General features: G+C 50.2%; 27 protein-coding genes. 12 read left to right on the top strand and 15 right to left on the bottom strand.

Going from position 1 to position 25,739, the window contains the following annotated elements:
• The first annotated feature begins 134 nt into the window (after positions 1–134).
• Together OCU14_RS03890 and OCU14_RS03885 are read left to right on the top strand one after the other, a co-directional pair.
• Positions 135–449, top strand: coding sequence for a winged helix-turn-helix transcriptional regulator (locus tag OCU14_RS03890; protein ID WP_261809883.1), 315 nt, complete (start codon positions 135–137; stop codon positions 447–449).
• Positions 450–678: 229 nt separating this feature from the next.
• Positions 679–2,436 (top strand): phosphatase PAP2 family protein, encoded by a 1,758-nt coding sequence (locus tag OCU14_RS03885; RefSeq protein WP_261809882.1) that lies wholly within the window; start codon positions 679–681, stop codon positions 2,434–2,436.
• 373 nt (positions 2,437–2,809) lie between these two features.
• Here OCU14_RS03885 and OCU14_RS03880 read toward each other — a convergent pair whose 3' ends face one another.
• The 7 genes from OCU14_RS03880 to OCU14_RS03850 all read right to left on the bottom strand — a co-directional run bounded on the left by OCU14_RS03880 (position 2,810) and on the right by OCU14_RS03850 (position 8,370).
• The gene (locus OCU14_RS03880; RefSeq protein WP_261809881.1) at positions 2,810–4,579 is read right to left on the bottom strand and encodes an ABC transporter ATP-binding protein; all 1,770 of its coding nucleotides are present in this window, start codon (positions 4,577–4,579) and stop codon (positions 2,810–2,812) included.
• Positions 4,580–4,604: 25 nt separating this feature from the next.
• Positions 4,605–5,123 (bottom strand): MarR family winged helix-turn-helix transcriptional regulator, encoded by a 519-nt coding sequence (locus OCU14_RS03875; RefSeq protein WP_261809880.1) that lies wholly within the window; start codon positions 5,121–5,123, stop codon positions 4,605–4,607.
• 401 nt (positions 5,124–5,524) lie between these two features.
• On the bottom strand, positions 5,525–5,776 hold the full coding sequence (locus OCU14_RS03870) for a hypothetical protein (protein ID WP_261809879.1): 252 nt from the start codon (positions 5,774–5,776) through the stop codon (positions 5,525–5,527).
• Between the two features lie 112 nt (positions 5,777–5,888).
• Positions 5,889–6,245 carry a VOC family protein gene (locus tag OCU14_RS03865; protein ID WP_261809878.1) on the bottom strand — a complete coding sequence of 119 codons (357 nt, stop codon included), beginning with the start codon at positions 6,243–6,245 and terminating at the stop codon, positions 5,889–5,891.
• A 268-nt stretch (positions 6,246–6,513) separates the two neighbouring features.
• Complete coding sequence (locus OCU14_RS03860) at positions 6,514–7,299, bottom strand: hypothetical protein (protein ID WP_261809877.1); 786 nt, start codon at positions 7,297–7,299, stop codon at positions 6,514–6,516.
• Entirely contained in the window at positions 7,292–8,002 is a 711-nt protein-coding gene (locus OCU14_RS03855; protein ID WP_261809876.1) for an ATP-binding cassette domain-containing protein, read from the bottom strand. The genes OCU14_RS03860 and OCU14_RS03855 overlap by 8 nt, the downstream gene beginning before the upstream one ends.
• A complete protein-coding gene (locus tag OCU14_RS03850) occupies positions 7,999–8,370 on the bottom strand; it encodes a GntR family transcriptional regulator (RefSeq protein WP_261809875.1) in 372 nt (123 codons plus the stop codon). The genes OCU14_RS03855 and OCU14_RS03850 overlap by 4 nt, the downstream gene beginning before the upstream one ends.
• 137 nt (positions 8,371–8,507) lie before the next feature.
• On the opposite strand from OCU14_RS03850, the gene OCU14_RS03845 reads away from it, so the two are divergent.
• A complete protein-coding gene (locus OCU14_RS03845; protein WP_261809874.1) occupies positions 8,508–9,224 on the top strand; it encodes a sulfite exporter TauE/SafE family protein in 717 nt (238 codons plus the stop codon).
• A gap of 189 nt (positions 9,225–9,413) precedes the next feature.
• Here OCU14_RS03845 and OCU14_RS03840 read toward each other — a convergent pair whose 3' ends face one another.
• Positions 9,414–10,082: a hypothetical protein gene (locus OCU14_RS03840; RefSeq protein ID WP_261809873.1), complete on the bottom strand. Its 669-nt coding sequence runs from the start codon at positions 10,080–10,082 to the stop codon at positions 9,414–9,416.
• A gap of 149 nt (positions 10,083–10,231) precedes the next feature.
• On the bottom strand, positions 10,232–10,714 hold the full coding sequence (locus OCU14_RS03835; RefSeq protein WP_261809872.1) for a glutathione peroxidase: 483 nt from the start codon (positions 10,712–10,714) through the stop codon (positions 10,232–10,234).
• 295 nt (positions 10,715–11,009) lie between these two features.
• Between OCU14_RS03835 and OCU14_RS03830 the strand changes: the two genes are divergently transcribed.
• The gene (locus tag OCU14_RS03830) at positions 11,010–13,430 is read left to right on the top strand and encodes an immunoglobulin-like domain-containing protein (protein WP_261809871.1); all 2,421 of its coding nucleotides are present in this window, start codon (positions 11,010–11,012) and stop codon (positions 13,428–13,430) included.
• Positions 13,431–13,513: 83 nt separating this feature from the next.
• Here OCU14_RS03830 and OCU14_RS03825 read toward each other — a convergent pair whose 3' ends face one another.
• A complete protein-coding gene (locus OCU14_RS03825; protein ID WP_261809870.1) occupies positions 13,514–13,720 on the bottom strand; it encodes a hypothetical protein in 207 nt (68 codons plus the stop codon).
• A 26-nt stretch (positions 13,721–13,746) separates the two neighbouring features.
• The gene (locus tag OCU14_RS03820) at positions 13,747–15,204 is read right to left on the bottom strand and encodes an MDR family MFS transporter (RefSeq protein WP_261809869.1); all 1,458 of its coding nucleotides are present in this window, start codon (positions 15,202–15,204) and stop codon (positions 13,747–13,749) included.
• A 101-nt stretch (positions 15,205–15,305) separates the two neighbouring features.
• On the opposite strand from OCU14_RS03820, the gene OCU14_RS03815 reads away from it, so the two are divergent.
• Positions 15,306–15,761 carry a MarR family winged helix-turn-helix transcriptional regulator gene (locus OCU14_RS03815; protein WP_261809868.1) on the top strand — a complete coding sequence of 152 codons (456 nt, stop codon included), beginning with the start codon at positions 15,306–15,308 and terminating at the stop codon, positions 15,759–15,761.
• A 31-nt stretch (positions 15,762–15,792) separates the two neighbouring features.
• On the opposite strand, the gene OCU14_RS03810 is transcribed toward OCU14_RS03815, so the two are convergent.
• Positions 15,793–17,250 (bottom strand): NCS2 family permease, encoded by a 1,458-nt coding sequence (locus tag OCU14_RS03810; protein ID WP_261809867.1) that lies wholly within the window; start codon positions 17,248–17,250, stop codon positions 15,793–15,795.
• Positions 17,251–17,753: 503 nt separating this feature from the next.
• Here OCU14_RS03810 and OCU14_RS03805 point away from each other — a divergent pair.
• From OCU14_RS03805 to OCU14_RS03780, 6 genes are read left to right on the top strand one after another with little or no spacing between them, the layout of a single operon-like run.
• On the top strand, positions 17,754–18,836 hold the full coding sequence (locus OCU14_RS03805) for an ABC transporter substrate-binding protein (RefSeq protein ID WP_261809866.1): 1,083 nt from the start codon (positions 17,754–17,756) through the stop codon (positions 18,834–18,836).
• A gap of 5 nt (positions 18,837–18,841) precedes the next feature.
• A complete protein-coding gene (locus OCU14_RS03800; RefSeq protein ID WP_261809865.1) occupies positions 18,842–19,666 on the top strand; it encodes an ABC transporter permease in 825 nt (274 codons plus the stop codon).
• A complete protein-coding gene (locus OCU14_RS03795; RefSeq protein ID WP_261809864.1) occupies positions 19,666–20,481 on the top strand; it encodes an ABC transporter permease in 816 nt (271 codons plus the stop codon). Before OCU14_RS03800 ends, OCU14_RS03795 begins: the two co-directional genes overlap by 1 nt.
• A complete protein-coding gene (locus OCU14_RS03790) occupies positions 20,481–21,518 on the top strand; it encodes an ABC transporter ATP-binding protein (RefSeq protein WP_261809863.1) in 1,038 nt (345 codons plus the stop codon). Before OCU14_RS03795 ends, OCU14_RS03790 begins: the two co-directional genes overlap by 1 nt.
• Positions 21,508–22,380 (top strand): histidinol-phosphatase HisJ, encoded by an 873-nt coding sequence (gene hisJ / locus OCU14_RS03785; RefSeq protein WP_261809862.1) that lies wholly within the window; start codon positions 21,508–21,510, stop codon positions 22,378–22,380. The genes OCU14_RS03790 and hisJ overlap by 11 nt, the downstream gene beginning before the upstream one ends.
• A gap of 15 nt (positions 22,381–22,395) precedes the next feature.
• Positions 22,396–23,247 (top strand): metallophosphoesterase, encoded by an 852-nt coding sequence (locus OCU14_RS03780; RefSeq protein ID WP_261809861.1) that lies wholly within the window; start codon positions 22,396–22,398, stop codon positions 23,245–23,247.
• Between the two features lie 142 nt (positions 23,248–23,389).
• Here the strand turns inward: OCU14_RS03780 and OCU14_RS03775 are convergent, their stop codons facing one another.
• Complete coding sequence (locus OCU14_RS03775; RefSeq protein ID WP_261809860.1) at positions 23,390–23,665, bottom strand: type II toxin-antitoxin system RelE family toxin; 276 nt, start codon at positions 23,663–23,665, stop codon at positions 23,390–23,392.
• Positions 23,662–23,895, bottom strand: coding sequence for a type II toxin-antitoxin system RelB family antitoxin (relB, locus tag OCU14_RS03770; RefSeq protein WP_125547506.1), 234 nt, complete (start codon positions 23,893–23,895; stop codon positions 23,662–23,664). Before relB ends, OCU14_RS03775 begins: the two co-directional genes overlap by 4 nt.
• 300 nt (positions 23,896–24,195) lie before the next feature.
• On the opposite strand from relB, the gene OCU14_RS03765 reads away from it, so the two are divergent.
• Positions 24,196–24,960, top strand: coding sequence for a glucose 1-dehydrogenase (locus OCU14_RS03765; RefSeq protein ID WP_261809859.1), 765 nt, complete (start codon positions 24,196–24,198; stop codon positions 24,958–24,960).
• A gap of 217 nt (positions 24,961–25,177) precedes the next feature.
• Here OCU14_RS03765 and OCU14_RS03760 read toward each other — a convergent pair whose 3' ends face one another.
• Positions 25,178–25,660, bottom strand: coding sequence for a DUF2798 domain-containing protein (locus tag OCU14_RS03760; protein ID WP_261809858.1), 483 nt, complete (start codon positions 25,658–25,660; stop codon positions 25,178–25,180).
• Between the last annotated feature and the right edge of the window lie 79 nt (positions 25,661–25,739).

Here is a 25,739-nt window from a genome sequence, read left to right as displayed (position 1 = left end):
CGTTACTAAAAAAAGAACGTATCTGGACAGCGTGCCCACCACGTGATATGATAAATCTCTTTGAATGTCGACTGCACACGTCTCACTTCATAACATTTAATCACTCTAACCGATAGAAAGGCGGCAATTAACTAATGCCCTTAACGCAACTCAATCTTGGCTCCGAACTCGGCGTCGAAATTTTACATCACCGTTGGTACGCCCTGGTCCTCTACCAACTCACCGAAGACCCCACTGAATTCATGGACCTGCGCCAAGCAATCCGCGGGATCTCCACGTTTAACCTCTTCACAACCCTTCACAAACTGGAAGACTGGGGTCTCGTCGATGCCTTCGAGGACGACGATTACAGCTACCAGCTCACCGTCAATGGGGCCATGTTTCACCGTATTCTCCACGACTTCGAGTCCTGGGGAAATCATGAACTGACTAACAATTTAGCTATCTAATCATTTGGAGCCTTCTTGAGAAAGCTCTTTTTTATTACAATTATCATGAAAACGACGTCCTTATTAGCTTTTCAATGATGAATATTGAGAAATAAAACGGAACGTAATAGTTTCGTATGGTTTCCGTATCGCTTTGCCTAAGCCTGCTGACAAGGGGATCAAACTCCCTTATGATAGTCATGTAACAGCTATGAAAACGCACCTCAACTTCGAAAGGTAGGTTATTTTCATGAAAAACAGACATCGTCATTGGGCCCGTAAAGCGGCTACGGCACTTTCTTTAGTTGCTGTCACCTTACCCCTGGTTACGACCGTAACCACGGCTCACGCCAGCCACAAGGCTAAGCAACCCGACCTCGCCAAGCTCCTGGCCCCACATAAGGCTGGCTACGGCTACTTTGTCGACACGTACCAACAGAACACCGACAAGTTCACCACGCCCACGACTAACCCCGTAATCGGCCTGGTTGACGAGTTCTCTACATATTGGACCCACAATCAAGAACCACTCGACAAGCCCTTGCTCGACCTCAACATCGAGAAGTCCGCTGCGATTACCCGTAACCGGACTGCCGTTGATGCCGAACGGTCATTTCTGACCGACCAACGGGATAACCGTTACGCCGTCATCCAAGCCCTCGGACCTTACGCCCCAGCATTCATCCGCAATGCTAACGCGCAAACCGAAACGGACTCGATGCCAAGCGAGCCGCTTCCCGTTGGCTTTAAAAAGAAACATGTTGAATGGGCTTCCGCAACATCCACATTAGGTCCTGTTGTTCAATTAATGAACCTCACCAAGCAAATGCCTTACTCCGGGACCAACACCGTGAAGCACTACTACGACTTCGTCCGGCCATACCGGATCAGTCCTTCCGTCTTACCATTACCTGCTTTAAAGAACAGCATGGCAACCGCTGCTAAGGACTCCTACGACTTCCCTAGTGGCCATACCACTGGTGGCTTTGAGAGTGGCTTGTCCTTGGCCTACGCCTTCCCAGAACGGTTCCAAGAACTCGCAACGCGTTCTTCTGAAGTAGGTTACGACCGCGTTATTGCTGGCCGTCACTCACCACTCGCTGTCATGGGTGGCCGTATGGTTGGTTCAGCCATGACCGCCGCAACACTTTATGACCACAATAACCAATCTCTCATGAAGGATGCCTTAGAAGCCGCTCATTCCAGCGCCTTATTAGGGAGCAAAGACACCTCCGCTCATGACGATTACGGTGACTACGAAACCAACCGTGCCGCCTACCGTTACCGGATGACTTACGGCTTTAGCCAAACGGGTGACACCAACCAAGAAATGCGCGTTCCTAAGGGTGCTGAGACGCTCCTGGGTAGCCGTCTGCCTTACCTGAGTGCTAACCAACGTCGGGCAGTCATCTTCACGACTGGGATGCCTTCTGGCTACCCTGTGATGGACGACGCCGAAGGTGGGGGTCGGATCGACCTCTTCTCCGCAGCCAATGGTTACGGGGCCTTCCTCACCAACACCAAGGTCACCATGGATGCCAAGAAGGGTGGCTTCAACGCCAAAGACAACTGGCGTAACAAGATCACCGGTACCGGTAAATTCACCAAGGCCGGAACTGGGGCCCTCACGCTGAGTGGTGCCAACCGTTACACCGGTGGGACTGTCGTTCAAGGCGGGACGCTTCAACTCGCTAACAAGTCTGCCTTCGGAACTGGTAACGTACAACTCAAGAAGGGAACCATTACCCTTTCTGCCAAGACGGTTGCGGTCAAAGGTCTATTCGAAACTGCCAAGGCTGGTAAGCTGACGATGAGTCGTGCCGGTCATCTGACGGTTAAGAAAAACGCCAAATTCAACGGTACCCTGAAGTTAACTAAGGGTGACTTGAAGAAGGGCGCCAAATTAATCACCTACAAGAAGCACAGTGGCAAGTTCCGTCACGTTTCCGGCCTGCCTAAGGGTTGGCATGTCGTTTACACGAAGCATGCACTTAAATTAGCTAAGTAACCACAACACCCAGAAAGGGCTGGAATCAATTACTGATTCCAGCCCTTTTCGTGTTCTGATTAGCTTGTGAAAGTGGTTATTCACCATAGAGATCCCTCTTATCCACTTGTATTGTTCACTAAAGAACCACAAGAAGACAGGATCTCTCTTTCAATTTTTTGAATGACTAATATTAAGATTCTTACTCAGTGTGAGCCGTGAGGCCGACAGATATGGGCTCAGGCGCGTCGTTCACCTTAGTCGACGGGCGATTTTCTCCCGCCGGCTTAGGTGAAAACCAATCTTGTAGACTCGTGGTCTTCGAGGCTTCAAATTGTGTTCGCACCGTTCCAGCCCATATCTGTCGGCTGGTAAGGCGGCCCACCGGACCGTGTTATTCCTTGAACTGAATTTTGACGTAGTCCCGGTACAACGGCAGTTTGTCCATCAATTCTTGATGGTTCCCGTTACCACTAACGTGACCATTTTCGATGAAGTAAATGTTGTCGGCATCCACAATGGTACTCAGGCGATGCGCGATAATAAGCGTTGTCCGCCCCTTCATCAACTCGCCGAGCGCCTGTTGAACCATGGCTTCGGACTCGGATTCCAAGCTGGCCGTGGCTTCATCCAAGAGAAGGATCTTAGGGTCGCGGAGGAAGGCCCGAGCAATCGCTAAACGTTGGCGTTGACCCCCACTGACCTTGACCCCACGTTCACCAACCTGGGTGTCCAGGCCAGCTGACATGTTGTGAACAAACTCATCGGCTGACGCCAATTTCAAGACGTGCCACAGCTCCTCATCTGAATAGCTACGGTCGGCCCCATAGGTCAAGTTGTGCCGAATGGTTCCCGCCATAATTGCGGAATCCTGGCTGACATAACCAATCTGTGATCGCCAATCGCTGAGGTTAAAGTCGTTAACATCTTCGCCACCAATCGTTACCCGGCCATTTTGTGGGCGATAGTAACGTTCGATAAGGCCGAAGATCGTGGATTTACCCCCGCCGGAAGGTCCAGCAAAGGCTACTACCGTATTCGGTTCTGCGGTGAAGTTCACGTCGTGCAGGACCGGTTGCCCGTCATCCTCATAGGCAAAGTCCACGTGTTCCATGGCTAAAGCCTGATCGGTGACGGATTGAGTTGGCCCTTGTGCCAATAATTCTTCCGGTTCTGCCAACAACTCGCGAACGCGGGCCGTTGAGCCACTAGCCTTCGCCGTATCGGTAAAGAACCGAGCCAACGTCCCAGCGGGTCCAATGATTTGGAACAGATACATCAGAAATGAGAACATCATGCCTGGACTCATGGTACCAGCGGAAACCCGCACTGCGGCGTAGGCCAAGACACCCACGAAGACGGCCAACATGCTCGCAGTCATGGCTGGACCGGCAATTGAATCGTAGATGGCCTCCTTGAGCCCAATCTGATAGAGGTCCTGGATCTGAGCTGAACCCGTTTGCGTCTCGTAATGTTCGGCGTTAGACGACTTCACCAAGCGAATCTCACTCAATGTTTCGTCGGTCTGGCCGCTGAAGGTGGCCATGGCATCTTGCCGTTGCCGACCAATCTTCCGGGACTTAATCATGATTGGGAACATGACTAACATCACCAGTGGTACCGCGACAAACATGATCATCGTCATTCGCCAGTCCATCAGGAGCATGATGACCAACGCCCCCACTAACTGGAGCAGTGAGGTGACCATTTGTGGGAACGAATTCGCCAAAAGATCCTTGATCTGCATGGTGTCGTTGACCAGCCGAGAAGTCATCTCACCGGTCTTCACGTTGTCAAAATAACTCACGCGTAGCCGGATTAACTTCTGCCACAGCGTTTCTCGTAAACGGGCCACCACATTTTCACCGAAGAATCCCAGCAAGGCCCCTGATCCGGCGCTGACTAGGGCACTCACAATGAATAACGCGATAACCGTAATCAATAGCGGCTGGTTCATCGCATGTCCCAGACCGTTAATCAGGGACTGAGCTAACTTCGGCACGGCCAGTTGCGCACCAGTCGCCAGCATCCCTAGGAATAGACCTACCCACAGTTGCCAATACTTCGGCTTGGTTTGGCGAATCAACGCTAAGAAGCCCTTAAAATCAAATTTTTCTGCGCGCCGTTTCCCAGCGGTCCGCGGTGTTGCTAATCTGTGTTCCATCTCTTATGCCTCCGGTGAGTCAAAATTAGAAGCGGGGACGGCCCATCCCATGGTGGGGCCAGCCGTGTCCGCGTTGCATGAAGTCATCCCAATCCAGATCAGCGATCTGATGATTTAACTTCGTTAATAGCTCTTCAAGTTGTGTCTGTTCGGCCGCCGTTAAGCCACCAAATAATTGATCAGCGACCTCACTGCTTCGTTGGTCGTACTGGGCAAATAAATCCCGTCCGTGGTCACTCAAGCGAACGATCACGGCTCGCTTATCCGTGGCACTCGGCACCCGTTCAACAAATCCGGCGTCCACCAACCGACTGATTGTGGCACTGACTGAACTGGGACGAATGTCCAAAATTTCGGCAATCTCCGCGTTAGTCAAACCATCTGGCGATTGCGCCAAAATCTTTAACAGGCGTCCTTGCCCCCGGTGACCTCCCCGGCCACCAGGTCCACCCATCCCAGGATGTGGGCCCACCGCCATTAGGAACATGCGATTTGTCATCAATTTTCCAAAGCTCTGAAGTAAGTCACGACTCTCGTCTGTCATATCAAATTCCTCCTGTTTTCTTGATGGGATAAGATTAGCACCTTGGTTAGCTTTTGTAAACTAAAACTAACTAAAAACTAACTAATTGTTTTATTTCAGATGGCGAATACTCGTGTAAATCCCTTTGTTGACACGGCTTTTCCACGTTAAAATTATTTTTAAAAAAGAACAACTTAGATGCCTATTTAACCATTCCGAAGCTCCCAAAGCCCGTAAAGTCTCACCAACCTAAAATCCCTGATACTCTTACTAACGAAATTCGCCCGGTTTTTTTTGCATAAAATCATCAATTAGACAAAAAAATCGACTAGACCCTCTAAAAGGATCTAGCCGATACCTATTTTCAAAAATTTAATCTAAGCTGCTTGGGATACAACGCCAGTCGCCAAACTCTTAGTCAGTCAGCCATGCGTTCTGCGCCACTTGAGATTATCATGCTGTTCCGTAGCGGCGACTTGTGTCGTCGCTTGCGAAGCACTATTCGAGACCGATTGGGAACGTTTAGAGGCACCGTCCCAGCCATCCAATTGTGTCATCACACACTTTGCAGAACCATTCTTGGTAAATACGAGCGGTTGACCATCCATTAACGTATTGATCATCCGTTGAAACCGATCGTGTAGACTCATTGTGGGTCTCGAAATTCTCATCATGTTGCATCGCCACCTTTTGGGTCACTATACCACAGACCACCGCCGATGGAAAGCGAATTCAGGAATTTTTTAACACCCAATTTAGATTGGGTTACTGAGCCGCGTAACGCCGCTATTTTGCTTGACCCACCGCGAAATAATTTCCTTCGGGATCACGGAAATTAAAGGTACGCGTGCCACTGTTAGCCACGATGTCACCGGCCGTTGTCAGGCGATCATGCAACGCATCAAAGTCCGCGGCAAAAAACATGAGGGAGGGCGTACTCCCCAACACTTCTGGTGAGTATTGCCGAACGTAAGCCTTGCTGAAAAATGACAACTCCGCCCCCGGTGCAATAGTGATAACGATGTTATTGGACTCGTCAGGCAGGACATTCACTTCAATCACCGTCGCTCCGAGGTTATCTTGCCACCATTGGGCGGTCTCTTCCACGTCATCGACATACAACATTGTCCGCATCTTTTCCATTGTCGTCACCTCATTAATTAGTTGTTACCCACATCCTACCACGCCCCTTAATTAAAGCAATTCAAAATTTAGCTGGCTATTCTGTTAAATGTCGCGTATGATAGGCAATGCAGGTTTGCACCTGCCCAGTTGCTCTGTACATTCCAGATGCATCCTATGGATCAACTGGTTGCTCTCATCTCGGATTGATGAGGGCATTTTTTTGTGCCTAAATTTATCAGCAAATAAAAACGGGAGTTGACCAAGCGGCCAACTCCCGTTTTTTAATTTAATTTGGTACCGTTTCAACCCACTTTTTTAGCAGGAAGACACTGGCAGCCGATTCGATGACAATCACCAAAACCATGCCACCAATGGGCAACCAGAGATTCATCAGGCCACTGCCAATCGAAAACGAACTCGTGACCTTCGAGAACAAGACAATCAGGAAGGCTGCGACCCGAACAACGAGGAAGATAACCACGATGTAGAGGACGAAGTTAACCAACCGTTTGCTAGCACTTGGTAAAAAGTTCGAGGTTGCACTGACAACCAGGTGAACAAACGTAATTGTCGTCCACATCAGGATAAGTACAACCAACAGGAGCAAGGCAATAATCATGGCCACTTTGGCGATGTCCCAAGGGCTATTGGGTCCCAGGTCTACCGGATGGGCACTGAAGATACTACCCATGTCCTTCCGTAAGACATTCCAGCCAATGCCAATACCGGCCAGATGCAAGAGAACTTCAACCCCTACTATGTAAAAGAACATCACAAATGATGATAGTAGGTTGCCCAGGTACAAGCGGGTCTCCTCCACTGGAATCAGCCGAAAGGTATCTTGCGTGTAGGCCTGTTCCGAACGTCGGGCGATCAGGTAAAACCCAACCACGTAGGTTACGCCGGCCCAACTGCTGACGGCCTGAAGTAAGCTGGTGGTGGATAGCGTCCCCGTGATCAGAATCCACACCAGACTTACCGCAATGGCAATCAGTTGAATTAAAAGTAGTAAATTTGCCTCACGGAATTTACTCCGTGTCAGGACTTTGAAAATCCGCCCAAAGCTAGTCATAGTCGTTCCCCTTTTCGTATAAACTCTCGTAGTAGGCTTCAATCCCCACATCATACTTCTCCCGAATCGTATCCGTCGCTTCATGGGTAAAGATCGTTTGGTCCTTGACGACTACGATTTCATCCAAAATGGCCGCAACCTCCGAGACGTAGTGGTCACTGATGACCATGATGGCATCGTCCGGCTTCCACTGGAGAATACTGTTAATAATCCGCTTACGACTCATGCTGTCGATCCCACTGAAGGGTTCGTCCAACAAGTAGAGGTCCGTCCGGCGTGAGAGGGTCAACGCGATGATCAGCTTCTCCTTCATCCCCTTGGAGAGGCTCGTCAACTTCAGCGAGCCATCAATCTGTAAGAAAGTTTCCATATCTTGGTAACGCTGAAAATCAAAGTCCCCGTACACGTCACGATAGAAGTTCACGACCTGATCAACGCGGGTTTCACGAGCAAATCCCCGTAATTGTTCCGTGAAGCTCACGTGTTGTTTCCGTTCGCCAACCACTGTGGCATCATTAATAGCGATCGTGCCTTTCCCCTTGGCACTCCCCGTAATGAGCCGCATCAGAGTCGTCTTACCGGCCCCATTTTCCCCTAACAAACCAATGATCTTGCCTGGCGTGATGGTCAGGTCAACGTCGTGAAGAATTGTCTTCATGCCGTGTCGGTACTGCACGCCCTGTAAAGTTAATCCTGCAGTCATTCCACGTTCCCCCTCTGTGTCATGTAGTGCTTAAGACTGTTTAGAATCTCTTCGTCACTCAAATTCAAGGCGTGAAGCTGTTGATAAGCCCGTGCCACCTGTTCCGTAATCAATTGGGTTTTTAAATCTGTAATCTTGGTTTCATCCATCGTCACAAAATTCCCCTTACCTCGTTTAGAGTCAATTATCCCCGCTGCAATCATCTCGCTCAACGCGCGTTGAACCGTATTAACGTTGGCCGTCACGTCCAGCGCCAGCTGTCGAACTGATGGCAACTTCTCGCCCGGCTGTAACGTCCCCATGATGATCTCGTGATAAATGTGGGTCTTAATCTGATAATAGATTGGAATCTTATCGTCGAAATGCATATCGTCCCACCTCACTAGTGTTCTATTTCCCTATTACACTATTACCATAACATCATCCTGGGGTATTAGCAACCCCCGTTGACTTCTTTTTCGGAATCCGGCAAACTTAACTTAACTTGAACAAGGGAGACGTTTTGATGACCTGGTTACTGATTCTTGTTTTCGGCCTCTTGGCCGGACTCGTCCAAGGCCTGACTGGTTTTGGATCCGCGATTATTATGATGATTGTGTTACCATCGGTGATGCCCATTGCTCAGGGGGCCGGGGTCGCCACTCTGATCATGGCGGCCAGTGTGGTCACCTTGACCATTCGCTATCGTCACGACATTCATTTACGACGCGTCATCCTGCCCTTCGTGGTCTACGCCGCCATGGCCACCTGGTCGGTGCATCTGGGCCAACATCTGGACCTCCAACTCCTCCGCCACCTGTTAGGGGTGCTGCTGGTCGCGTTGGCCCTCTACTTCACCCTGGCACCCAAGGCTGGTAGCCATCCCTATCCCCTGATCATAGCGATTGGGTTCATGCTCATCTCTGGCTTCTTCAATGGTCTCTTCGGGATCGGCGGACCACTGATGGCACTGTACTTCTTAACCCTCTCCTCAACGACGGGGGAATACGTGGCCACGGTCCAGACCTTCTTCCTGATTGATATTATCTACATCACAACCCTACGTGTCAGTCAGGGAATTCTCACTGTCAGCAACGTTCCCGCCATTCTAATCGGAATGATTGGCGCATTCGTCGGCACGGTCATTGCCGCTCACTTACTCAATCGCCTAAATATGGCCGCCGTGAAACGCTTGATTTACCTGTTCATCGGGTTGAGCGGATTGTACTATCTCTTTTTATAAGGAGTGGGACACCGGGCGGTTAACTAGTGAGCATTAACGTCGTTTATTGAAAAATCTCGGGCTTGGAGTATTCAACAAACGGGGTTAAGCGGAGCTGGTTGCCTGGTGACGCACGTTTCAGCTAGATGGCCTGATACGAAAAAAAGTTTGGAACAAATTGAGCTAGCTCTCAATTTGTTCCAAACTTTTTTAACTCAACCAGCTGTCCATCCAAAACTTTTTGGCCTGAATCACCTCGCCAACTGTCGCTGCCAGTTGCTGTGTCGTCCTGAGAGCCGGACTGGCCGCTAACCGATCCGCGAAAGCTGCCTTCAAGTCAGGAAGATCATGGTCACTGATAAGCCAACGTAACGCGTCCTGCTGAGCCAAGATCAGCCAGAGGTCGACCAAACCTGAGTTGTCCCGCCGTTCCCGAATCGTCGCAACCAACTCATCGCGTACCCGTTGTCGGCTAGCCGGTTGGGGCACTGCAATCACGTGCGGCTTCAGATTATTTTGAAAGACCTGTGGGGTGACGTCACCCTGTTTCTGGAGCTGCGCCATGATGCCATCATAGAGATCATTGGCAATTGTCCAGCTCGTCACCAATTTTAGCGAATCTTCTGGTGTCTCGGCCTTGGGTAAATCCGTCAGTAGCCGATCACAGAGTGATTTCAGAAATTCGGGTTGGGTCGTCAAAACAGTCGCCTTTCCCAAAGCCAATCGGCCATCCGCAATCTGTAAGCCACCCTGTCGGATCAGGTCGAGGACTGCGCCAAAAACAAAGTAGGCCTGCGTCGTGAATCGCGTTCGCAGGACCGGCTTCTGTCCAATATGTTCGGTAACTAATAAGTAATCTTCCGCTGTGATTAATGCCATCCAATCGTCCCCCATTCAAGTGTTAATTGTGGGTCAGTATACCACCGGGGACAAAATCATAACAGGTGCGTCAGTGGCACTCAAAAAGCGATTGGCCATGACTAACTCCTGGCCAATCGCTTCATAAAAATCGGTTAATTTATCAGTTTTTAGTCTTCCGCGACATTACCCAACGCGGCAATAATCGTTGGTTCCAGACTTTCTGGCGGCGTCCCTGGTGCGAAACGACCCAAGACTTCACCGTCACGCCCCACGAGGAACTTAGTGAAGTTCCATTCGATTGGACCGTGGCCAGCTTGAGACTTCAGGTATGTGTACAAGCCATCTTCACCCTCACCGTTGACCTGAACGTGCTTGGTCATTGGGAAGGTCACGCCAAAGTGCATTTGACAGAAGTTATGGGTCGCTTCGTCGGAATCGAGTTCTTGATTGAATTGATTGGAAGGCAGACCCAAGACTTCAAATCCCTTGTCCTTGTACTGCTTGTAAAGGGCTTCCAGGCCGGTTAATTGGGGTGTGAACCCACACTTGCTGGCGGTGTTCACAATCAGAACAACCTTCCCCTTGTAATCGTTAAAATCAATGGACTGGTTACTCATTTCGGTTTCTGTGAAATCGTAAACTGTCGTCATTTTCTCCCATCCTTTCGGTAATTTCGCTGGTGTTCAGCGGTGGGGGTAGTCAAAATCGGTTAACAACTGACACTATCATACAACAGTTGCCGAAATTCCGCCTTCAATCTGCTTGCTCGAAAAGAAACAACGGGGCTAGTGATCGCGCCAGTAAGTTTGTATAGTCAACCAATATATATTTAAATCATTTTGTGTTACTATCAATAGTATAGTAAACGTGACCTTCGATTGGTAAGCATACTAGGACTAGGATACTAGGTTCCACCCAATCGATGGTCTGACAGGAGCAACTCACATGTTTAGACATGGAAACCAGCTTCACCAAACCACCCCTAAAACACACTACAAGCTTTACAAGGCTGGCAAGCTCTGGCTGACGGCCGCCATCACCACCGTTGCCATTACGGGTGGCGCCATCGTCACCGCACAAGCCGCAACAACTACGAGTGATGACACAACGCCACAGACCACAGAAACAGCGGATAAATCGCAATCCGATCAACCCGTCACAACTGACATAACCGATACCGATTTCTCAAAAACCGATACTAACTCTGAGTCGACCCCACCAGATGAAGCGACTGGTGATGACACGCAATCTAATACTGACGAAGACTCGTCTTCTCAAGACCAGCCGGCAAGCGACCCAACTGAAGATATTAATTCAAACAACTTGTTGAAAGACGACGATGAGGATGATCAGCCAGACGACCCGGTAGAGACTACCTCTGAGAGTGACGAGACGTCTGTTTCAAATGGCTCAAAAATCGACACCGATAAGATAAGTGCCTTATCGGTGACAGCGCCGCGTCAAGCACGTGAAGTTGCGGTAACCGCACCAACCGCAGTACCCCTGACCACGGTGCCCAAAGTCTCTAACTTCTATGTTGATATTACGAACGGTATGGTGACAACTTATGGCGCCTATGCGCCAATCTTACTGATGCCCTACTTTTTCGGTGGATCAAATGGATTGGCCGTCAATGATCCCCTCTATGGCTTTTACGTTGTGATGCCTGCAGGTACTTCCGCCACGCTTGATGATTTTAAAAAGGGCGCCTCAGAATATGCCACGGCAATTCAAAAATACGCTGACATCCAATCACTCGATGTCTTCCAATTGGGGAACACAACAGACGGACGACAGGCCTTCTACTTCCGGCCCAATGATGGCGCCAAAGTCACCTATGTGGACCCAGCAGCAAAGTACAAGGACCAGACTAAGATGATCTTGCCTATTAAGACAACCACAGACCGTTCCTATACGAGTGTCTCCGCTAATGCCGGAAATCTCGCCGAAGTGTCGGAAACGGGGGTCCTTTTTGCCGGTATCGGTGATTTAACCAAGTCGCTATCCGGTGGTTATGTGTCTATTCCTGTTTCTTCACTGGGAGACAACATTGGCGCACCCGATGCCAATATCGAAGGCATCGCCTTAACTTCTGGTGGAACCAGTATGAAACGGGTCGTGAACTACGTTGAGTCCAACGTCACCGACACCTACACCGTTTATGACGCATCCAACGGAAATCAACTGCTCACTTCAACACCAGTTTCAGTAACTGGAAACTCGGGAACTTCCTATAAGGTCACCCTTGCCGATCTTGGTCTGAGCACTACCGACTACTGGGAACCATCCCTTAAATTAGCGGACGGCACGCCCGTTGGCACTATCACGCGAACGGCCTCGCAGATTGAATACAAAGCCCCGGCTGCCGGTGCCACGCTAAACGCAACTGGTGGTCAGGCCTATACGGTCTATGTCACCCGCATTCAAACGGCCCTAGCGCCGAAAGACAGCACTTTGGTCGCGGGGCCCAAGGCCAAGTGGGATTCCAGCACGAACTTGGAAAGTGCGATCGGTCCCGATGGCACGCCCCTGCAGATCAGTGACCTCACCGTTAATGGTAAAGTCGACACCACACAAACTGGAAAATATACGGTCACCTTCAGCTATCTCGATGCTCAAGGAAACACAACGACTAGTGCGCCAGCCACCATTAACGTGACTACCAGTCCACTAGCGATTCAAACGGACACATCCCCCGTAACCTTACCTTCCGGGTCCTCCTGGACGACAGGAACGGGTATCACTGGCTTAACCGGTAGTGATGGACAACCCGTTTCAGTTGCCGACGCCCTCAGCAGTCAGGCGCTAACTGAAACGATTCAGGATGCCGGTGGGCAAACCGTAACCGCGATCGATTCCGCCAAAGCGGGAACCTACACCGTCACCTATACGTATACCGATGATCTTGGAAATACGGTAACCGCAACAGTTCCTGTAACCGTTTCTGCCCCAGCAACGACTGACCCCGGGGATGGGTCCGGGACCACAACGCCTGGTAATGGGACTGGAACGACAAATCCAACCGAGCCTAATCCTGGGACTGATCCGACAGATCCCACGACACCACCGACCGTTCCAACCGATCCCCAACCTGGCAAAACACCACGACCGGTCACCAAACCGACAACTGGTCAAAGACCAGGTATAGTGAGTCAAAAGCCACATTATCGTGCGGCAACTCGGGCTAAAGCGCCGCGCCATTTGGCGTCTGGTTATGTGAAGACGTCATCGTCAACACAGACTTCGACAACGACCAAATCTACAAATACTCTTCCGCAAACCAACGAACAGTCAACCTGGTGGGCAGCACTGGGGGCACTCCTCCTATCAATCACGAGTGTTCTCGGATTCCGACGTCGGTGGTAATTCCAATCTGACTAATCAAGCTTAAAACAAGTGACCCCCTAACCAGAGACGATAATTATCTTTGTTTAGGAGGCCACTTGTTTTCATTTTTTATGTAAACGATCAACTTTCTTTTGATAATCCGCCCTTAACGTCGCTAATGAAGCGTCATCCACGAAAAAGGTCACTTGCCCCGTCTCAAGATCGACGTCGGCGTTCACCGTGACCAGGTTGCCAAGGAACATATTAGATGCCTTACGGCGGATTCGGAGTGGCCCATTATAGGCCACTGTTCGATATTTCTCATGCATGGCTAGTCCTCCCCAGGATAGTCGTTTTATTTGAAATGACTGGTCAGGCCACGCACCCCTGGCGTGACCTTTTTTTCTGATGGATCAGGTGTGGCGTAGTGTTCCGTCACAATCGGCTCCGCGTAGCTTTTATGTAGCTGAAGGCCCAAGATGACACAGATGCCCACCATCAATGTCGATGACAGGTAACTGAACTTAATCCCCACCAGCTGGCTGTTCATTGACCAATGAAATTGGCCACTCGCCGTGATGCTGATGATCGCCACCAGCAGCGCCGTCCCAAAGGAAGCCGCCACCTGACGTAGCGTGTTGTACACCGCAACCCCATCCGGAATCATCGGGGTTGGCAACATGGACCAGGCATGAGTCTGAATCGGGATCAGAACCAAAACGAGTCCTAATTGTCGAATCGTCTGACCCAGAATGACAAACCCAATTGACGCCCCCGGTCCGGTCGAGCTAAGTAGCAGAGACCCCGTCATGTCGATACACAGCCCACTAATTACCATTCGCCGGAAGTTATACCGGTCATAGAACCGACCGCTTAGCGGTGAAATGATGGCCGTTAGCACGGACCCTGGCAGTAGCGTCAAGCCAGAAATCACGGCACTGCGATGAAACACATTCTGGACGAGAACCGGGATGATGACGGAATTCCCATACATCGTCACCATTAGTAGCATGTTGATAATCAGTGGCAGATTGAACTGCCGGTAACGAAAGACGTGAAGGTTCAGTAGCGGATAGTCACGCGTCCACTGGCACTTGACGAACCAGGCCAACAGCACCGCGCCAACAACCAAGGGAACAATCCCCTTCAAGGACAGAAATGCCGTCTCGCCAACGTTTGAGAAGCTATAGAGCGCCAGCGCTAATCCTAGACCAGATAGGACCAATCCCTTGCGATCCAGGGGTTGTTGATGCTGTTCGCCGACGTCCTTTAGGAAGCGCCAAGCGAGCAAGGCGTCTAATAACATCAATGGTAACGTTAACCCAAACAGGTAACGCCAACTCAACTTAACCAGGATCACGCCAGATACGGTTGGCCCCAGGACCGGCGCTAAGTTTAACGCCAGACCCACGACCCCCATGGCTGCCCCGCGTTCGGTGGGCTTGGTGGACATCATGACAACCACATTAACCAGTGGAATCACGATACCGGCGCCCAAGGCTTGAATCATCCGCCCAACAATCAGAACGGGATAGACGGTGGCGATGGCGCCAATCAGCGACCCCACGATGAAGATTAGACTCGCCGTTAGATACAATTGACGCGTCGTAAACCGCTTGATCAGGTACGCCGTAGTGGGAATCATTAGCGCATTAATCAACAGGTACCCGTTATTAAGCCACTGTCCCTGAGCGGTGGTGATGTGAAACGCCCGCATAATGCCGGGTAAGGCCGTTGACATCAACGTCTGGTTTAAAACGCTGAGGAAAGCCCCCACCATGATGAGGGCAAAGGAAAAACGATTTTTATTCATGACAGGCAAACGACCCTCAATATGTATTTTAGTTGACAAAAGCAACTGTAATTAGCATAATAGCGATAGTTGCTTTTGTCAACAATAGAAGGAGCATTCCCATGAATAGTCAAGATATCCATCAAATTAGAGCATTCGATCGTTTCTACACCCAAACCCTGCACCTCACCGATAAATATCACCTGCAAACGACATTGACCCTAGTCGAGGCTCGCCTCCTACTAGAGATTGGCGAAAACGGCCGCAATACGGCCATCCAATTAGTTCAAGAACTCCGTTTAGACAAAGGTTACCTCAGCCGGCTCATCACGCGCCTAGAAACTAACGGACTCCTGCAACGGACCCCTGACGAACGAGACAAACGGGCCAAGGTTCTCTCACTCACCGCCGCCGGTCGCGACCAATTGGCCCTCATCAACCAGCGAGCGGACGACCAGATTCGACGGCTCTTCGTCGATCTGACACCAGAAGAAACCCAACGCGTCATCACCGCCATGCAGGTCATTGAAAACCACGTAGCCATTGACCCCCAACTCAAAACACCCAACCAGCAATAATAACTGGTTGGGTGTTTTTTGTCAGAAAGTTTTAAACGAAAGCCAACACGGCGAAGTTAATCACGAACAGTAACGAGACAATCCAGATCAACGGATGAACCTCGCGACCCTTGCCCGCAACCGTCTTGACGATGCAGTAAAAGATAAACCCAGCGGCAATCCCGTAGGTAATGTTATAGGCGAAGGCCATGATAAAGGACGTCATGAATGCCGGAATGGCTTCGTCCAGATCGTGCCAGGGAATCTGACTGAAGGAACTCATCATCATAATCCCAACCAGAATCAAGGAAGGCGCAATCGCGGCCGTGGGAATAATCGACAGCAAGGGTGATGCCAAAGCGCTCAGTGCAAAGAGCACAGCCACAACCACACTGGTTAACCCGGTCCGACCACCGGCCCCGATCCCCGCAGAACTTTCCACGTAGGTGGTCAAGTTGGAGGTTCCAAAGATGGACCCCACCCCGGTTGCGATGGAATCGGCGAACAGGGCTTTATCCAATTTGGACTTGAAGCCTGGTTCCTGTTCTAAGGCCAATTCCTTTTCCCCAGCGAAAATTCCGGTTTGACGCCCAGTTCCGATGAAGGTTCCCAGTGAATCGAAGGTGTCGGAGAGACTGAAGGACAGAATCGTCATCAACACCAAGATAATCCGATTATGTTCGGAGAAGAGTGACCCCATCCCCTGCGCAGAGAAGGCCGCGAGGAAGGTCGTGCCTAACTGATGAACCGAGGATCCAATCGAGTAGTCACTGGCCAAATGTAGGTTGGTGACCCCCATAGGAATCCCAATAATCGTGGTCAGTAAGATCCCGATCAACAGGGCTCCAGGAATCTTACGAACCTTCAGGATGACCGTGACGACCAGGCCGATCAGAGCTAATACCAAGGCTGGCGAGTTGAATACGGCTAGGGCTGGTGTAATTCCCCCGCCAGTCATCACGGTGCCAATCCCGTGTTTAAAGGTTTCCTGAGTGGCGTTAAAGACCTTGCCATTCACTGACAGAATGTTGCCGGCACTACTCGTGAATTCGAGGAAGTTGGCATTCTTCAACCCGACGTAGGCAATGAAGGCCCCAATCCCCCCACTAATGGCGAGTTGCAGGTTCATTGGAATTGCAGAAATTAACATTTTACGAATCTTAGTTGCGGTAATGATGATATTAATAATGCCACAGAAGAACACGAGAGCCAGCGCCTCTTGCCAGCTAAAGCCCAGCCCCAAGACAACGGTGTACGTGAAGAAGGCGTTCAATCCCATCCCTGGTGCCAAGGCATACGGCACATTAGCGAAGAGTCCCATGACCAAAGTCCCAGCAACGGAAGCAATGATGGTGGCCAAGAAGACAGCCTGTTGGGGCATCCCCGTCTGCCCTAAAATTTGCGGGTTGACGAAGAGAATATAAGACATGGCGAAGAAGGTCGTGATGCCGGCACCGATTTCGGTACCCACGGTGGTTCCTGATTCCTTTAGCTTGAAAAATCGATCCACGGTTAAGCCCTCCTATTCAAAATACGAACATTATAAGTCGAATTATAATTAATCGTTAACTGTTTCAACATGACTATAACAGATCATCATCCGTAATGGAAGAATAAAGATAATAAACGAACATCACGCGATTATGCCTTTATATGAAGAACCCTAATTTTGGGTCAATGATAATCACAATTACCCGTCGGTTTTATCATTTTGCGGCGGTTCGTTAACTAACTGGTCGATGACCCGCCATCAATTTTTTAATAGCCAATTGGCCTTTAAGCCAAAAAATCAGTCGTCAGATGATCAACGGCTGAAATTACTTTTATCCGGTACTCGTGGCCAACAATCGATTCAACTATTAGCCCAACCCCAGTCTGGGCTTGCTTTCATCAAAACGTTTACATAATTAAATAAATCCAATCTTTACACGATCTATATACCTTTTTTGCGAGCGATTTACATGAGTCGGCTAATATACACCTCGTAACTAAAACAGAAGGAGTGTTGATTTGATGTTTAACAAACGTAATTTGGTGATTGCGGCTGCGGCCCTCACGATGGTTTCAACTTTAGCAGGATGTTCAACTAAGAAGGCGGAAGGAACTTCCGACGACTGGAAGACCATCGAAAAGCAAGCCAAGAAGGAAGGCAAGGTTGCTTCCGTGGGGATGCCTGACACCTGGGCCAACTGGATTGGTAGCTGGCAAGACATTAAGTCCAAGTATGGCATCTCACATACGGATACAGACATGTCTAGTGCCCAAGAACTCCAAAAGTTCAAGACAGCCAAAGGCGCCGACGCTCCTGACATCGGTGACGTTGGTCTGAACGTTGCCCCAACCGCCGTTCAACAGAACCTGCTGACTTCTTACAAGACCAAGTACTGGAACGAAATTCCTAGCTGGGCTAAGGATAAGAAGGGTTACTACTCTGCTGGTTACTCTGGTTCTATGGTCTTCATCACCGACACCAAGAACGTTAAAGCCGCTGACGCTCCTAAGTCTTGGGCTGACTTGGCAAAGGGTAACTACAAGATTTCCCTGGGTGACGTTGCCATTGCGGCTCAACCACAATACGCGGTTCTGAACGCTGCCTACGTTAACGGCGGAAGTGAAGACAACCTGGAACCCGGTTTGAAGTACTTTGCTAAATTACAAAAGCAAAAACGGATTTCTACGGTTGACCCATCCGTTCAAAACCTGCAAAAGGGTGAAATTCAAGTTTCAATTATGTGGGACTTCAACGCCCTCAACTATGCTCACCAAGTTGACGCCAAGCGTTTCAAGGTGACGGTTCCAACTGATGGGACGGTAACTAGTGGTTACGCCGAACTCATCAACAAGAACGCCGCTCATCCAAATGCTGCCAAATTGGCTCGTGACTTCATCCTTTCCGACCAAGGTCAAATCAACCTGGCAAAGGGTTATGCTCGTCCAATCCGTAGCAGTGTGAAGTTACCAGCAGATGTGAAGAAGAAGTTATTGCCACAAAGTGACTACAAGAAGGTCTTCCACGTGAAGAGCAATGATGTTTGGAACAAGGCAACCGTTAAGTTAGGCCAACAATGGCAAAATGAAGTTCTTGGAGCTAAGTAACAGCCATGAAAACGCGACTGAAAGTATTTTTTCCACTTGGCTTGCTAGTCGTCTTAGTCCTCTTGTTGCCAATTACGGTTATGATTATCGCGAGTTTCCAATCGGCGGATGGTAGCTTCAGTCTTGAAAATTATCATCAAGTCGTCTCGACGCGCTATTACACCGAAGCCATTCGCAACAGTTTGGCAATTTCACTGGTAGCCTCGGTTATCTCATTAATCATCGCGATTATTGGCGCCTGGGCCTTAACTCGTCTGGCTCCCAAGACCAAGAATATCCTGATCTCTCTGTTCAATATGTCCTCTAGCTTCGCTGGGGTTCCCCTGGCTTTCTCGTTAATCATCTTATTCGGAAATGCTGGTATCTGGCAGGCCCTGATGACGGCCCTGCACCTGCCCCGCACGTTTGAGATTTATTCTCTGAGCGGGACTACCCTGGCCTACACCTTCTTCGAAGTCCCACTGGGTATCATGTTTCTTTTCCCAGTCTTCGAGGAATTGAATCCGGAATGGAAGGAAATTTCTTCCGTCCTCGGGGCAAAACCCATGTTTTTCTTTAAGAAAGTCATCTTTCCGGTCGTGTTACCCAACATCGTCGAAGTCTTTACCTTACTCTTCGCCAATGCTATGGGGACCTACGAAACGACCTTTGCCTTGACGGGAAACAGTTTGGTAACCATTCCAACCCTGATTGGAACCCTGATTGATGGCGGATTAACCGCAAACGTCCCACTGGCCTGTACCTTCGCCACCCTGTTTGCCCTCTTTATGACAGCCATTGTTTGGCTGGGTAACCGGGTCACGCGTAGTAAACGGGAGGTGAAAGCCTAATGAGTCCAAAAGCTAGCACCCGCGTTGCTCGCGGTATCATTACCTTTCTCTTTATCTACCTGGCAACGCCCATCGTTGTCACTATGATTTACTCATTCTCAACTTCTTGGGTGAAGACCATTTTGCCTAACGGCCTGACCCTGAAATGGTATAGCGAATTAGTGGCTAGTCCCGAATTCATGGCGGTTCTCTTACGGTCATTTAGTCTCGGCTTGCTGACTACGTTGATTGCCATGGCTTGCTTCCTACCTGTTGTGTTCTACGCCAACGTCTACAATCCCCAAGTGAAGTCGCACCTGCGTTTCATCACGGTACTTCCCTTCACGATTCCTGGGATCATCCTGGTGACAGGTCTGATTCAGTTATACGCAGAATTGCCAATTCCTAAGATTATCATCTTAGTGCTGGCCATCTCGTTGCTAAGTCTCCCTCTCACCTACCAAGCGCTAGACAACGCGTTCATCGGTCGCGACTTCCGGGCCATGTTCGAACAAGCATTAGTTTTAGGCGACTCGCCCTTCAAGGCCTTCGTTAAGGTGATCATCCCCAACATTCGTGCCGGTGTCCTGGTCGCCATGCTCCTGACCTTCACCAGTGCCTTTGGGGAATACGTCCTGACGAACCTCCTTTTAGGGGGAAACTTCGAGACCCTCAAGATCTACATGTACCGATTGATGCGTAGTAACGGTCAGGCCAGCAGCGTGCTGACGACCATCTACTTCATCTTCCTCGCGTTCATCTCGCTGATCTTGATTCTCATCATGCAACACTACTCGGCACCACACAAATCCACCAAGGAGGGCGCAAAGAAATAATGCAGTCAGACTTCTTACAGATTCAAGGCTTAGGGATTACCCTTTCCGGCAACAACATCATCAAGGACATGTCCTTCAAGGTGCGCCGGAACACCCTGACAACCTTTCTCGGCCCTAGCGGGAGCGGGAAGACCACCGTCTTGCGAGCAATTGCCGGACTTAATACCGAAGTTAGTGGCAAGATTTTACTGGACGGCGAAGAGATTCAAAGCCGTTCCGCTAACCAACGAAACATCGGTATGGTCTTCCAGTCCTACGCGCTCTTTCCCAACATGTCCATCTTTGACAACGTGGCCTACGGGTTACGGGTTCAAAAGAAGAGTAACGACGTCATCAACAAGGAAGTCATGGCGATGCTCCAAACGGTCAGCCTGACTAACAAAAAGGACGCCTACCCAGACCAACTCTCTGGGGGTCAAAAGCAACGGGTAGCCATTGCACGAGCCATGGTACTCAAACCTAAACTCCTGTTGCTTGATGAACCACTGAGTGCCCTGGATGCCAAGATTCGAGTTAGCTTGCGCGAACAGATTCGCGAGTATCAACAAAAGCTCGGCATCACCATGCTCTTTGTCACCCATGATCAAGGCGAAGCCATGGCAATTTCCGATGACATTGTGGTCATGAATGAAGGTAAGGTACAACAACAAGGCTCACCAATGGCCATCTACGCCCAACCTGAGAACGTCTTCATGGCGCAGTTCATCGGGAATCACAACCTTCTGACAGGCACGCAACTTCAACAATTGGGACTGACCACGGCCAGTGGCCAATCCCTGGTTGCCGACACCCACTACGTCGTTCGTCCGGAGCTCTTCTCGCCAGAAGCCACGCCGGAAGCCACGGCGATTGCCGGTCAAATGACGACTTGCAGCATGTTGGGTGACCGGGTGCAATATCACTTCATGAGTGACGCCAAGTTACCCCTCAAGGTTGAGCTATTGAACCACTCGGAACCGCTGAAAATTGGCGTTCCCCTCACGCTCTACCTTGACCCCGCCGCCGTGCATCCAGTAGGTCCCGCCAATGCTGAGTAAGACGAGCCTTGGTGCCATTGACCGCCACACCTGGAGTGGCCATAACCACACGGAGTTTTGCCCCCACGGTTCCGGTGAGGACGTCGAGGCATTCATCCGTCAGGCCATCCTGAGTGGTTTCAAGACCTACTCCATCACGGAACATTTTCCCCTACCACCGGCCTTCTACGACCGGCCAGCGGGGTCACGACACGCCGTCTACACCGCCTCATTCGGCCTGATCGAATTACCAGCCTATCTGGAAAAGATGGAACGGCTCAAATACAAGTACCGTGACCAAATCCGGATCCTCGTGGGATTCGAGGTTGATTTCTTCCCGGAATACGCCGACTGGACTGCCGCTCAACTGGCTCACTACGGTGACCAAATTGACGACGCCCTCCTCTCCGTGCACTTCCTGCCGACGAAGACGGGTTTGCGAGCCATCGACGACACAGCGGCCGACTTCAAGGACGGCGTGGTGGCGGCTTATGGATCACCTTTGACGGTTGCCAACGCCTACCTTGAACGCGTCCAAGCAGCCATCGATTGGGAGACCCCCAACAAACCTGCGCGTTACGGCCACATCATGTTGTACCGCAAGTGGCGCAACACCTTCCCCGCAATTACCGCTTGGGAAGATGCCACTACCCGGACACTCTTAACCCACATTCTGGATACGGTGGCCGATCGTGGCGACCTCCTAGACTGCAACATGGCGGGACTCTTCCGCCCAACTCAAACGGAGTTCACCCCCACCTTACCGTGGATTCAGGCCGCGCAACAGCGCCAGATTCCGTTGGTCTTTGGCGCTGACGCCCACAGTGTCGCCGCCGTTGACCAAGGATACAACACGTATCTTGAAAACCACTTCGATGCCTAGAAAGGAGTCCGCGTCATGCGTCTCGAAACTACCGGCCAAAAGGCCTTTAAGATTTGCCAGTTAACGGATATTCATTTGAGTGACACACCCCTAAACGAGGCTAGTCAGAAATCCTTAACGGCTATTGATACGATGCTTCAAACCAATGACTTCGACCTCATCATGATTACCGGGGATCTTCTTTGGGGCAAACAAGCCTCAAAGCCAGCGGAAACGCTCGGTGCTCTGTACGACGTCTTGAACCGCTACCCGGTTCCAGTGGCTATCACGTATGGTAATCACGATGCCGAAGGTGCCCTCAACAGAGCCGGTTTACGTCAGTTAGAAGCTGGCTTAGCCCACCCTGCCGACAAACACCACGCAGCCGTCGTTGACGACCGTGAAAGCTACACGTTAGAGGTAACGCGAGATGGTGAACTCGCCCACGTTCTGTACGTTTGGGACAGCGGTGACTATTCTCACTGGCCAGCCGACGAACAATACGCGGCTATTGAACCAGAACAAATTGAGTGGTTTACCCGCTTGCCTTACGCCCGGACCCAGGCGCAAACTGACCTCGGATTCCTGCACATTCCCTTACCGGAATACACGCAAGCTGGTCAAGCCATTCTCACCGGTGAACAAGGTGAGGCCGTCTGCTCACCCGTCACCAACTCAGGGTTGTTCTACACCTTGTTGAAGTCGCAAAACGTCAAGGCCCTCTTTGCCGGCCACGACCACGACAATAACTTCACGGCCAACTACCGTGGTATTGGCCTGAACTACGGTAACCCGACCGGATACAACAGCTATGGGACACTCCCTCGTGGTGCCCGCGTCATTTCCCTGTTGCCCGACGGTTACGAAACAGAAATTCTCAACTTCTAGGTCACTCCTGGCCGCCACACCTTCATTACTGAAGATGTGGCGGCTTTTCTTATGCACCTAGCTGTTTAAATTATGTAAATCTTGCATGCAGAAAAATGAGCTCTAGACCTTCTACATCAGGTCTAGAGCTCATCCCTATTTTCTAGAGTCTATCCAAATAAATATCACGACGATGACCCACGGTTAACACTAGAACCAGTAACTGGTCATCCTGAATTTGACAAATCACTCTAAAGTTACCAATTCGATATCGCCAAAGTCCCCTCAAATTTGCCGACAGCGCCTTTCCTTTACTGCGCGGATCCGCTAGTCCATCGATATTAGCATACAACCAATTCACAAGTAATTGGGCCTGATGCCGGTCCATCTTTTTCAACTGTCTCCAGGCACCTTGACTGAAACGTAAATGAAAGCTCATCGGTCAGAACCGCCAAATTCTTCCAGGATCTGATCCATTGACAAGCTCTTCTGTCCGCTTTCTTGATACCGCTTATAGGCAACCTTGGCTACCAATTGGTCGTATTCATCTTCCAACTCCGTCATTGAATAATCTTTAACTAATTCTGATAAAGAAACCCCATAAAAATCGGCCATATAGGTCAACCATTCTTTTTCCGCATCGCTAACCCGAATCGAAATCATTGCCATTGGTATTGCCTCCCTTGCTGTATTACATTGTATGACATATCTTCCTATTCGGCAATCATTGTGCCTCTGATTTTCTACCATCCGATACACACGATTCGCAAATCTATGCCATGACTAGCCTGTGCTAGGTCACTCCTGGCCGCCCCACCTTCATTACTGAAGATGTGGCGGCCTTTTCTTATCCAAATACCCATTTCTGCCGAATCCGACCAGTGAATGGCAGGCATTCCAGCTGACGTTCAGGTATAATGAAAGCGGATACAGAAAGAACACAACTACCCAGAAAAGGATGTGTTTGCGATGAGTGATCGTTTACAAGGAAAGGTTGCCATTATTACGGGGGCCGGGTCTGGTATGGGGGCCGAAATGGCCAAGCTCTTTGCGGCTGAGGGGGCGCGCGTCGTGGGCGCGGATATCAACTTAGATCGTCTCCAAACAGTCGTGAGCGCCATTGTAGACGCCGGTGAGGAGGCATTGGCCGTTAAGACCGATGTTTCAAATCTAGCCGACATCGAAGCCCTCTTTGCGGCTGCCAAGGCCAAATTCGGTCAGGTCGATATTCTTGTCAATAATGCTGGAATCATGGATGACATGGCCCCAATTGGTGAACTCACAGATGAGATGTGGCAACGTAATTTCGCCATCAATACCAATAGTGTGATGTATGCCACCCGCGAAGCCGTCAAGGAATTTCTACCACGGCATACCGGCGTTATCCTAAACATCGCCTCAGTTGGTGGCACCAATGGCGGGCGCGCTGGCGTGGCATACACGGCCGCTAAGCACGCTGTAGTTGGTCTCACCAAGAACACCGCCTTCATGTATGAAAACGAAGGTTTGCGGATTAATGCCATCGCACCTGGTGGCATCAATACCAACATTACCGAATCCATGACTGGCGTCAGTCAATTTGGCATGGGCCGCCAGCAACAAGGCCAGGGTCTGATGCCGCAGATTGGGACGTCAGAAGCCATTGCGACCGCCGCCCTCTTCCTGGTTTCCGATGACGCCGCCTACGTTAACGGGGCGATCGTCCCCGTCGATGGTGGTTGGACCACTTACTAATTAATCTGATGGCAATACCAAAATGAGCTTCAGACCTTCTGTGATACGGGTCTGGGGCTCATTTCCTATTTTCTAGAACTTATCCAAATAACTATCACGACGCTGCCCCCGGCTAACACCAAAACCTCTCAGATTAGCCGACAAAGCTTTGCAATTGCGACGCAGATCTGTAAATCCGGCAACCTTGACTATTCTGCAATCATTGTCCCTATATTCTCTATCCCAACACGCGAGCGCCATGAATTCGAGCCATAACTAATCGAGCCAACGGTTGGACCACAAAGGCCTCGACGATAAAAGCGATGGTAAAGTTCCGCGGCCACTTCAGGAAGAAGTGTTGTAGTGACGCCAAGGTGACCTGTCCCGTTCCAATCCAGGTCCCCACAACCGTCAGAACCAACGACATCAGAAAAACGTTACATAGAGCCGTAATCAGCATGGTTGATCGAAAGTTAGCCGCTTCCCCCAGAAAGTAACTTGCGAGTTTTGTGGCCGGCTGTTGCGTCAGAATCACTAAGATGATGACGGCGGCCCACAGCAAAGGCATCTGGCGTAGCACCATAACCCAGTGCTCGAGCGAGAAACCAATCTCCATCCCCGTAATGACTGGTGCAATGATATTCACTGAAAGAACTGAGATGACAGTCATGAAGAGTGCGGTTTCCCGCAGATTTTGTGGTAAGCGTTGTTGAAATTCCAAATGACACACTCCTTTTAATTTTAGCCGCAAAAGAAAACAGCACGCCCCCAAAAAGAATTGGGAAGCGTGCTGATCAATT

The organism is Levilactobacillus humaensis, from assembly GCF_024345185.1.
GTDB classification, from domain to species: Bacteria; Bacillota; Bacilli; order Lactobacillales; family Lactobacillaceae; genus Levilactobacillus; species Levilactobacillus humaensis.
Note: the sequence above shows the minus strand (reverse complement) of the source record. Positions and strands in the feature narration are given on the sequence as shown.

Bases quoted from the DNA above. Each gene is read 5' to 3' on its own strand.
- OCU14_RS03880 (WP_261809881.1), bottom strand. From the start codon at position 4,579: ATGGAACACAGATTAGCAACACCGCGGACCGCTGGGAAACGGCGCGCA.
- OCU14_RS03865 (WP_261809878.1), bottom strand. From the start codon at position 6,245: ATGGAAAAGATGCGGACAATGTTGTATGTCGATGACGTGGAAGAGACC.
- OCU14_RS03800 (WP_261809865.1), top strand. From the start codon at position 18,842: ATGAAAACGCGACTGAAAGTATTTTTTCCACTTGGCTTGCTAGTCGTC.
- OCU14_RS03835 (WP_261809872.1), bottom strand. From the start codon at position 10,714: ATGACGACAGTTTACGATTTCACAGAAACCGAAATGAGTAACCAGTCC.
- OCU14_RS03795 (WP_261809864.1), top strand. From the start codon at position 19,666: ATGAGTCCAAAAGCTAGCACCCGCGTTGCTCGCGGTATCATTACCTTT.
- OCU14_RS03765 (WP_261809859.1), top strand. From the start codon at position 24,196: ATGAGTGATCGTTTACAAGGAAAGGTTGCCATTATTACGGGGGCCGGG.
- OCU14_RS03805 (WP_261809866.1), top strand. From the start codon at position 17,754: ATGTTTAACAAACGTAATTTGGTGATTGCGGCTGCGGCCCTCACGATG.
- OCU14_RS03890 (WP_261809883.1), top strand. From the start codon at position 135: ATGCCCTTAACGCAACTCAATCTTGGCTCCGAACTCGGCGTCGAAATT.
- OCU14_RS03870 (WP_261809879.1), bottom strand. From the start codon at position 5,776: ATGATGAGAATTTCGAGACCCACAATGAGTCTACACGATCGGTTTCAA.
- OCU14_RS03845 (WP_261809874.1), top strand. From the start codon at position 8,508: ATGACCTGGTTACTGATTCTTGTTTTCGGCCTCTTGGCCGGACTCGTC.
- relB (WP_125547506.1), bottom strand. From the start codon at position 23,895: ATGGCAATGATTTCGATTCGGGTTAGCGATGCGGAAAAAGAATGGTTG.
- OCU14_RS03780 (WP_261809861.1), top strand. From the start codon at position 22,396: ATGCGTCTCGAAACTACCGGCCAAAAGGCCTTTAAGATTTGCCAGTTA.
- OCU14_RS03820 (WP_261809869.1), bottom strand. From the start codon at position 15,204: ATGAATAAAAATCGTTTTTCCTTTGCCCTCATCATGGTGGGGGCTTTC.
- OCU14_RS03815 (WP_261809868.1), top strand. From the start codon at position 15,306: ATGAATAGTCAAGATATCCATCAAATTAGAGCATTCGATCGTTTCTAC.
- OCU14_RS03875 (WP_261809880.1), bottom strand. From the start codon at position 5,123: ATGACAGACGAGAGTCGTGACTTACTTCAGAGCTTTGGAAAATTGATG.
- OCU14_RS03855 (WP_261809876.1), bottom strand. From the start codon at position 8,002: ATGACTGCAGGATTAACTTTACAGGGCGTGCAGTACCGACACGGCATG.
- OCU14_RS03860 (WP_261809877.1), bottom strand. From the start codon at position 7,299: ATGACTAGCTTTGGGCGGATTTTCAAAGTCCTGACACGGAGTAAATTC.
- OCU14_RS03885 (WP_261809882.1), top strand. From the start codon at position 679: ATGAAAAACAGACATCGTCATTGGGCCCGTAAAGCGGCTACGGCACTT.
- OCU14_RS03825 (WP_261809870.1), bottom strand. From the start codon at position 13,720: ATGCATGAGAAATATCGAACAGTGGCCTATAATGGGCCACTCCGAATC.
- OCU14_RS03830 (WP_261809871.1), top strand. From the start codon at position 11,010: ATGTTTAGACATGGAAACCAGCTTCACCAAACCACCCCTAAAACACAC.
- OCU14_RS03775 (WP_261809860.1), bottom strand. From the start codon at position 23,665: ATGAGCTTTCATTTACGTTTCAGTCAAGGTGCCTGGAGACAGTTGAAA.
- hisJ (WP_261809862.1), top strand. From the start codon at position 21,508: ATGCTGAGTAAGACGAGCCTTGGTGCCATTGACCGCCACACCTGGAGT.
- OCU14_RS03850 (WP_261809875.1), bottom strand. From the start codon at position 8,370: ATGCATTTCGACGATAAGATTCCAATCTATTATCAGATTAAGACCCAC.
- OCU14_RS03790 (WP_261809863.1), top strand. From the start codon at position 20,481: ATGCAGTCAGACTTCTTACAGATTCAAGGCTTAGGGATTACCCTTTCC.
- OCU14_RS03840 (WP_261809873.1), bottom strand. From the start codon at position 10,082: ATGGCATTAATCACAGCGGAAGATTACTTATTAGTTACCGAACATATT.